Origin of the sequence: Oscillochloris sp. ZM17-4, assembly GCF_019599295.1 — a bacterium.
In the GTDB taxonomy this organism is placed as follows: domain Bacteria; phylum Chloroflexota; class Chloroflexia; order Chloroflexales; family Chloroflexaceae; genus Oscillochloris.
The window spans coordinates 1-8,710 of sequence record NZ_JAIEWN010000026.1 but is presented as its reverse complement, the minus strand read 5'-3'; the positions used below and the strand labels follow the sequence as shown (position 1 = coordinate 8,710).

The following is an 8,710-nucleotide window of genomic DNA, read 5'->3' as shown; positions in this document are numbered from 1 at the left end:
CCCGGCGCGCAGCGCCTCATTGGCGCGACTTCCAGTCGCCAGCCAGGGGGGCCAGGGACGTTGCACATGCCCTGGGGTTGGGGGTTGGGAGTTGGGGGTTGGCGCTGCACACCAGAAATCCTGGTATCATATCGGAGCAACCGAATCCTAACGCGAACTCCTAACCCCCAACCCCTAACCCCCAACCCCCACTGTAGTGAGCAAAGGAAGGCATAATGAGCGACGAGCGACTGGTGCTGACCGAGGTGTCGGGCCATATTGCGACGATCACCCTGAACCGGCCGAAGGCGCTCAACGCCCTCAGCCCCGAGCTGATGGACGAGCTGATCGCCGCCGTGGAGGCCGCCGACGCCGACGACTCCATCCGCGTGCTGATCCTCACCGGCGGGCCGAAGGTCTTCGCCGCCGGGGCCGACATCAAGGCCATGATCGAGTCATCGCCCATGAAGATGCACGCCGGCGGGATCATCGCCAAGTGGGATCGCATCCGGTCCTGCGCCAAGCCGATCATCGCCGCCGTGGGCGGCTACGCCCTGGGCGGCGGCTGCGAGCTGGCCATGATGTGTGACATCATCCTGGCCAGCGAGTCGGCCCAGTTCGGCCAGCCCGAGATCAACATCGGCGTCATCCCCGGCGCCGGCGGCACCCAGCGCCTCACCCGCGCGATCGGCCCCTACCGGGCCATGGAGCTCATCCTCACCGGCGAGATGATCTCGGCCCAGGAGGCCGCCCGCTACGGCCTGGTCAACCACGTCTGCCCCGCCGAGTCGCTCATGGGCGAGGCCCGCCGCCTGGCCGAGAAGATCGCCTCGCGCCCGCCCATGGCCGTGCGCATGGCCAAGGACGCCGTGCGCTACGCCGCCGAGACCACCCTGCGCGAGGGGCTGGAGATCGAGAAGCGCAACTTCTATATGCTCTTCGACACCCAGGACCAGAAGGAGGGCATGCGCGCCTTCATCGAGAAGCGCAAGCCCGAGTTCACTGGGGAGTAACAGAGAGAGTTGAAGAGAGGGGAACCCTCTCTTCAACTCTCCCCTTCTTCTGAGGAGGAACCTATGAGCGAGCAGACCATCCTCTACGCGGCCGACGGCCCGATCGCCACGATCACCCTCAGCCGCCCCGAGGTCTACAACGCCCTGAACGCCCAGCTCCACCGCGAGCTGATGGACGCCCTGCGCCAGGCCGAGCGCGACCCCGCCGTGCGCTGCGTGGTGATCACCGGCGCCGGCAAGGCCTTCTGTAGCGGGCAGGACCTGCGCGAGTTCGCCGACCTGGGGCGGCTCGACATTGGCGCGCGCCTGCGCCAGAGCTACAACCCGCTGGTCAACCGCATCCGCGGCATGGGCAAGCCGGTGGTGGCCGCCGTCAACGGCCCGGCCGTCGGCGCGGGCATGAGCCTGGCCCTGGCCTGCGACTTCCGCGTGGCCGCCATGAGCGCCAGCTTCGCGGCCGCGTTTGTAAACATCGGGCTCATCCCCGACAGCGGACTGACCTACTTCCTGCCCCGCCTGATCGGCCAGTCGCGCGCCCTGGAGCTGTGCATGACCGGCGCCCAGGTCGACGCGTCCACCGCCAGGGAGTGGGGGCTGGTGAATGTGCTGGCCGCCGACGATGACTTCCCCGAAGCGGTGCGCCAGTTCGCCACCACCCTGGCCGACCGGCCTGCCCAGGCGATCAGCCTGATCAAGCGCGCCCTGGAGATGTCGCAGTACGCCGACCTGTCCCAGGTGCTGGAGTACGAGGCCGAGGCCCAGGTCGTGGCCGGCGCCCACCCCGACTTCGCCGAGGGCGTGGCCGCCTTCCGCGAGAAGCGCCCGCCAATATGGAAGTAGGCAGGCGACAGGCGGCAGGAAGTCTGGAGCAGCAAACTGGCAGCAGGAAGCGAGAATCCGCCGCCCGCCGCCCGCCGCCCGCCGCCCGCCACCTGCCGCCTAATGAAAACCCACATCGCGACCCTGATCGAGAATATCCGTGCCAGCTTCTGGTTCATCCCCGTTTTGATGACCCTGGGCGCGGCCCTGCTCGCCTACGCCGCCATCCAGATCGACCTCATCTTCGGCGATGACTGGCTGCGCAGCTTCGGCTGGCTGTTCATCAACAACCCCGACGGCGCCAGGGCCGCGCTCTCCACCATCGCCGGCTCGGCGATCACCGTCGCCGGGACGGTCTTCTCGCTGACGATGGTCGCCCTGACCCTGGCCTCCAGCCAGTTTGGCCCGCGGCTCATCCGCAGCTTCACGCGCGACCGCAGCACCCAGTATGCCCTGGGCACCTTCGTGGCCACCTACCTCTACTGTCTGCTGGTGCTGGCCGAGATCCGCAGCTCGACCGACTTCACCCTGGTGCCGAACCTGGCCGTTCTGCTAGGCATCGTCCTGGCGGTGGCCGGGATCTTCGTGCTGATCTACTTCATCCACCACGTCTCGGTGATCATCCAGGCCCAGCACCTGATCGCCGTGATCAGCGACGACCTACAGGAGACCATCCGCCGGCTCTATCGGCCAGCCCTGGCCCCCGACTCGGACGAGGCCCAGCAGCTGAAGCAGGCCGCCGAGATGCACGCCCAGATCGGCGAGGACGGCGGCGTGGTGCCGGCCGGCGCGAGCGGCTACCTCCAGGCGATCGACGAGGATGCGCTGCTGGAGCTGGCGCATCGCCGCGACCTGGTGCTGGATCTGGCGCCGCGCCCCGGCGACTTCGTGCTGGCCCAGGGCGCCCTCGCCCGAGCCATCCCCGCCGAGGCGGCCGATGAGGAGCTGGCGCGGGAGATCAACGCCGCGATCGTGCTCGGGGCGCAGCGCACCCCCCACCAGGATCTGGAGGCATACATCTACCAGCTGGTCGAGATCGCCGCACGCGCGCTCTCGCCCTCGCTGAACGACCCCTTCACCGCCATGACCTGCGTGGACCGGCTGGGGGCCGCGATCTCCCTGCTCGACGAGATGCAGCCGCCCTCGCCCTTCCGCTTCGACGGCGACGGCCACCTGCGCCTCGTCGTCAACATCTTCACCTTCGCCGGGGCGGTGGACGCGGCCTTCGACATGATCCGTCAGTACAGCCGCACCCAGGCCCCGGTGACGATCCGCATGCTGGAGAGCCTGGCCCAGATCGCGGCCCAGACCAAACGCGCCGACCGGCGGGCCGTCCTACAACGCCACGCCGACATGCTGCGCCGGGGCGCCCAGGAGGCGCTGCCCGAGCCGCACGATCTGAGCGTGGTCGAGGAGCGCTACCGGCGGGTGATGCGCGCGATCGGGGATCGGGCCAGTCCAAGTGCAGGTTGCAGCCCGCGTCACAAGCGGCGTAAGTAAAACAGCCATCAGGAGCAAGCCGACGAGTGCTGTTGCCAGCACGATGATCTGGCCACGCTGAGCAAGGCGATTTGTCATGGTTTTCCCTAGACACGAATATCGTGCGTGTGAGGCATTGAAGATGTACCTATTCGAATATCTACAGGGATTACATCCATAATTATACAAATGCGACTATCGTTCGTAGGGAAGGGGAACTGTAACCAGAAAAAGATAAACAGCAACACTTGGTGCGGCAACGACACGAGTTTTGCTGCGTCAGCGTAGAAGGTACCGATGTGAAGTTCCACATGTATAATGCGCGTGCGCCATGAGGATAGAAGGAGCGATTACAGTACTGTCATACAGGAATGGACTATGTCATCTACGCCCCAAGCTACCGCTCTGGAAACCTTACAGCGACTGCTAGACCCCGAACTCTTGGCACAGGTTAGCGGATCGGAGCCGAAGGAAGCGGCACTTGCCGCTGCCGTGGCCCAGCTTGTGAACGAGATCACGGCGCTGGCTTCATTTTTACCAGAGCCGACACTGATCCAGCAGCTCAACGCTCCTGCGCCGGGTGTCGTCAGTGGTGCCTTCTGGGAAGGTTCGCTCCTCTTTGCGGATCTCTCTGGCTTTACAGCCCTTTCGGGGACATTGAGCCGACTAGGAAAACAAGGCGCAGAAGAGATCTCACACATTATCAATACGCTCTTTGGCGTACTTGTCGCCGAGATACATGTGCATGGTGGAATCTTGCTCAAGTTTGGCGGCGATGCCTTAACCGCATTCTTTGATGTCACCACACTTGGCAACGACCATGCAGCACATGCGTGCCGTGCCGCACTGGCCATGCAAGAGTGCATGGCCCAATTCAGCGCCCTAACGACTCGCGTCGGCGTCTTTCGGCTCCGGGTACGGATTGGCGTTCATAGTGGCCAGGTATTCGCAGCCCATGTCGGCGACCGCAGCCATATCGAACTTGTCGTCACTGGCGAAGAAATCAATTATGTGGCCCTAGCGCAAGAGATTGCCGAGCCAGGCGAAGTGGTGATATCGGCAGTGACGCAGGCCTTGATCAGTAACGCGGTAGTTGAGGTCCGCCAGGCCGGTTTCTTTCAGCTCTTGGCGCTGCATTCTTCACCCCAATCGCCAATCCATTCATTGGCCAGCCCATTGATCGAGAACCTAGCGAACAATGCGCGGCGGAGCGGAACACCCGGCCTTTTCGCACTGGCAGAACGGATTGCCGCACTTGATCCATATCTCCCATTCACAATGCCCCGGCGCTTTTTGTTGGCAACCGAGCGCATGGATGGTGAGTTTCGCCCAGTCACAACCCTCTTTATTCATTTTTGGCCATTCAGCGCGATGCTGCCTTTCCTGAGCCACGATCCGCTTATGGCCGCCAAGGCACTGAATGCCTACTATCAGCCTGCCCAAGCGGTTATTCAGCAGTTCGGCGGGATTGTCAACAAAGTAGACATGTACACGCAGGGCGATAAGCTGATGGCGCTATTCGGCGCACCCTTCGCCCACGAAGATGATCCTGAGCGTGCAGTGCATGCGGCGCTGCGCCTGCGCGATACGCTTGATCAGGCGAATGCCGAGATCGGCGAGTTACTGCCAGACAGCCAGTTGCGCTTGCGTCAGCGCATCGGGATTAACACCGGGGTGGTATTTGCCGGCCTAGTTGGCAGCACAGCTCGTCACGAATACACCGTCATGGGGCAGGCGGTCAATCTGGCAGCCCGCCTGATGAGCAAAGCCGGCGAGAACGCAGTCGTGCTGTCGCCCGCGACACGACGGGCCGCCGAACAGCGCTTTCTCTTGCGCGAATTGCCAGCCGTATTACTCAAAGGCATTGAGCAACCAGTGGCGCTGGCCGAAGCTGTACGCCCCCTGACCGATGAGCAGGTGGCGCATTGGCCGAGTAACAACCCGCAAGATATTGTTGGCAGAGTCAATGAGCTTGAACAGATGGCTTCCGCAGGGCGGACTGCGCTTGCCGGTAGTGGGCGGATCATCGCGCTGATCGGTGAAGCCGGAATTGGCAAGACATGCCTGATTGACGAGACATTGCGCCGACTGACAGTGCCGGATGGCAATCCTGCATCGCAGAAGCAGCCCTATCGCCTGTTACGGGTGGCCAGCGAAAGCTACAACCAGACTGCGTCATTCAATACCCTGCGCCAGTTGTTGCGCCCTATATTGACTCGGCAACCCGATACGCTCAGCCCAGATCTGATGACCGAACAGGTGTATGCGCGGGTTGGCGAATTAACCCCGGAGTTGGCACGCTTCACTCCATTGCTAGGCGAGATACTGGGCCTGCCAATCAGCGAGACGGCCTTGACTGCAGCATTGAACGCCGAACAACGCCGCGAACGCGCACGCGAACTGATTGCAGCCCTGCTCATCGCCATTGCGCAGCGGCAACCACAGGTGATCATCCTCGATGATTTGCACTGGATTGATGCCTCATCGCTCGATCTCTTATCGGCAACATTCGAACATCTGATGACGGCACCGCTCTTGATACTGCTGGCCTATCGTCCTGAACTGGCACTTGATCAGGCGTGGTGTGACCGCGCACACTGCCTCACGCTCGATATTGGAGTCTTGTCGCCCGACGAAGGCCACGTACTTATTCAGCAGGTGCTTGACGGGGTGCCACCGCCCGAATTAGAGGAATTGCTGCTGACGAGAAGCCATGGCAATCCCTATTTTATCGAAGAGTTCTTGCGTGGACTGCGTGATGGTGGTGCGCTCTCGCGGACTGAGGACGGATGGCGACTGACCATGCCGGCGAGTGTCATTAACATCCCTGACAGTATCGAGGGTGTGATTACCGCACGTCTTGATCGACTTGAGGAACAAATCCTGGCGACCTTGCAGGTCGCGGCAGTCATCGGGCAACGCTTCGCCTACCCGATCCTGATTGATCTGGTCAGTCGCGCTGATGAACTGGCGCAGCAACTCGACCAACTCACCCAAGCGACATTGATTGCGCCCGAACAGTTGCACCCTGTGTTGAACTATCTGTTTCGGCATAGCCTGATCCGCGATGTCGCTTATGACAGCCTACTCTTCGTGCGGCGCCGCGAACTCCATCAGCGAATTGCCCAGATTATCGAAGCGGCGGGCGGCGCCCACGACGATGACCAGTTGAGCCTACTGGCCCGTCATCACTTGCTGGCCGAAAACTGGCCGCAAGCCTTTGATTACCATGTGCGTGCGGGGCGCTTGGCGCAGCGCCGGTTTGCCAATCGTGAGGCGATCACACTCTTCAGTGAAGCGCTCAAACTGATGGATCATCATACCAGCGACATCGTGCAGGGAATGGGGAGTTCCATCGATGATCTGGTGAACGAAGTACGCGAACGCCTCGGTTGGCTCCACGGTCTGCTCGGCAACTATGAGACGGCGCTGCTGCATTATCAAACCGCGCTGACTGCACTACCTGATTCCGAGTTAACCCAGCAGTTGCGATTGCACCATCATATTGCGCGTATTCATGAGCAGCGTGCCGACTTCGAGACCGCCTTTGCCTGGATTGGTAAAGCAGAAGCCTTACCAATGGCCAGTATCCATCCAGCCATGGTGCGCTGTTTGCTACTAGGCGCTGGCATGCATGCCCGGCAAGGGCGCTATCAGCAAGCGCTCGATCTTACCAAACGGGCACTGGAGGCTGCCGAAGCCCATAGCAATCGCCACGACCAAGCCCAGGCGCTCAAGCTGCTGGGGAATACCTGGATCAACATGGGCGAGAATAACCGTGCGCGCGATATGCTTGAGCGTGCGGTGACACTGTATCGCAGCATCAATGATCTCAAAAACCTAGCCGATGCCCTGAATGACCTTGCAACCCTTTACCATGAACTCGGCACAGTTGAAGCAGCCCGCGCCACCTATGAAGAAGCGATCGATCTGGCGCAGACAGTTGGTGATGTCTATAGTGAGGCGATGGTCACCAACAATCTGGGCGATCTGTTCAAACTGATCGGGCAGTATGATGCGGCAGTAGAGCAGTTTGAACGCAGCTTGCGCCAGTTTACCAAGCTGGGATCGCAGTATGGCATCGCAGTTCTGCAACTCAATCTTGGCGCAACCTTACTGGCGCGTGGCGATCTGGCACTTGCTGGAGCATACCTTGATCGCGCCGATGACCTTCTGATGGCCCAAGGTGCCGAGGATGTACGCCCCGAACTCGAACGGCACCGTGCCGAACTAGCAATGCGGCAGGGCGATCTGGCCAGCGCACGCGCCGTAGCTGAACAGGCGCTAGCGACCGCACAACGCCTTGAGGCACACGGCGAAGAAGGGCTAACCCGCCGCGTCTATGCTCAAATCCTGGCGGCTGATGGCGATCATAGCGCTGCCTGGCTTGAATTGGAACGCAGCCTGCTGCTCTTACGTGCGACCGATAGTGTCTATGAAATCTGCCGTGCGCTGCTGGTACAAGCTGATCTCGCGCCGGTGATCGGAGATTTCGCTAGGGGTCAGGCAGCCCTGCTTGAGGCGATCCCACAGCTTGAAGCGATTGGTGCGCGCCGGGATCTCGATAATGCTGTTCTTATCCGTACACAACACGGCTATAGGGTAGCACCGCAGGACGGCGTGGAGTCGGAGAATTGACACACCCGAGCGCATGGATATGCTGAAGGTATGCAAAACCTCACCCAGCTTCCCATGCGCCCGGAGTTGGCAGTATGCCCCAATCCAGCCTGTGGCGCAAGCGACCGAATCGGTGTCCATTCGTACGGTGAACGGCGTTACATGTGTCACGCCTGTAAAAAGAGCTTCGCGGAGACGCGCGGTACGCCGCGCTATGGCCGCAAACGACCGCTGTGGATGGTGGTGCTCGTACGGGCGTTGTTGGCGGGCGGGTGTCCCATTCCGGCGATCGTGGTTGCCTTTGGCCTGGATGAGCGCACGGTGGCGGACTGGCAACGGAAGGCGGGTGCGCATGCGAAGGCCATCCAGGAACAGGTGGTCTGCCAAGGGCAGGTCGATGTCGGTCAGGTGCAAGGCGATGAGCGGTACGTCAAGACCCAGGGCGGCACCGTGTGGATGGCCACCGCGATGAGCGTCTTCTCGCGGCTGTTCCTGTGGGGCGCGGTCGCGCCGCGGCGCGATACGGCGTTGGTCACGCAGGTGGTCACGCAGGTGCGGGCGGCGGCCCAGGTCGGGCACCCGATCCTCTGGGCGGTCGACGGCTTTGCCGCATGGACCAGCAGCGTCCTGCGGGTCTTCCGTGACCCCCTGCACACGGGCACGCGGGGGCGTCCCCGGTTGGTCGTCTGGGCCGACCTCGATGGCCGCCGATTTGACCGACCATGTCTGGTCGATACGCGAACTCTTGTACTACCGAGTCAGGCGTGAGTAGCTCCACGCCGTCCTGCGGTGCTACCGAACGT

The 8,710-nt window shown here is 62.0% G+C and carries 5 protein-coding genes; all 5 read left to right on the top strand.

Annotated elements, in window-relative coordinates:
- The first annotated feature begins 215 nt into the window (after positions 1-215).
- The 5 genes from K2Z83_RS17760 to K2Z83_RS17740 all read left to right on the top strand — a co-directional run bounded on the left by K2Z83_RS17760 (position 216) and on the right by K2Z83_RS17740 (position 8,675).
- Complete coding sequence (locus K2Z83_RS17760) at positions 216-992, top strand: enoyl-CoA hydratase-related protein (RefSeq protein WP_220596531.1); 777 nt, start codon at positions 216-218, stop codon at positions 990-992.
- A 63-nt stretch (positions 993-1,055) separates the two neighbouring features.
- Complete coding sequence (locus K2Z83_RS17755) at positions 1,056-1,832, top strand: enoyl-CoA hydratase/isomerase family protein (protein ID WP_220596530.1); 777 nt, start codon at positions 1,056-1,058, stop codon at positions 1,830-1,832.
- A gap of 102 nt (positions 1,833-1,934) precedes the next feature.
- Positions 1,935-3,311, top strand: a complete 1,377-nt coding sequence (locus tag K2Z83_RS17750) for a DUF2254 domain-containing protein (protein ID WP_220596529.1) — start codon at positions 1,935-1,937, stop codon at positions 3,309-3,311.
- A 357-nt stretch (positions 3,312-3,668) separates the two neighbouring features.
- Positions 3,669-7,928, top strand: a complete 4,260-nt coding sequence (locus K2Z83_RS17745) for an adenylate/guanylate cyclase domain-containing protein (RefSeq protein WP_220596528.1) — start codon at positions 3,669-3,671, stop codon at positions 7,926-7,928.
- 30 nt (positions 7,929-7,958) lie between these two features.
- Positions 7,959-8,675 carry a hypothetical protein gene (locus tag K2Z83_RS17740; RefSeq protein ID WP_220596527.1) on the top strand — a complete coding sequence of 239 codons (717 nt, stop codon included), beginning with the start codon at positions 7,959-7,961 and terminating at the stop codon, positions 8,673-8,675.
- Positions 8,676-8,710: the final 35 nt, after the last annotated feature.

What these genes read in the sequence shown, in the direction of transcription:
- K2Z83_RS17760 (WP_220596531.1), top strand. Translation starts at nt 216, where the DNA reads ATGAGCGACGAGCGACTGGTGCTGACCGAGGTGTCGGGCCATATTGCG.
- K2Z83_RS17755 (WP_220596530.1), top strand. Translation starts at nt 1,056, where the DNA reads ATGAGCGAGCAGACCATCCTCTACGCGGCCGACGGCCCGATCGCCACG.
- K2Z83_RS17750 (WP_220596529.1), top strand. Translation starts at nt 1,935, where the DNA reads ATGAAAACCCACATCGCGACCCTGATCGAGAATATCCGTGCCAGCTTC.
- K2Z83_RS17745 (WP_220596528.1), top strand. Translation starts at nt 3,669, where the DNA reads ATGTCATCTACGCCCCAAGCTACCGCTCTGGAAACCTTACAGCGACTG.
- K2Z83_RS17740 (WP_220596527.1), top strand. Translation starts at nt 7,959, where the DNA reads ATGCAAAACCTCACCCAGCTTCCCATGCGCCCGGAGTTGGCAGTATGC.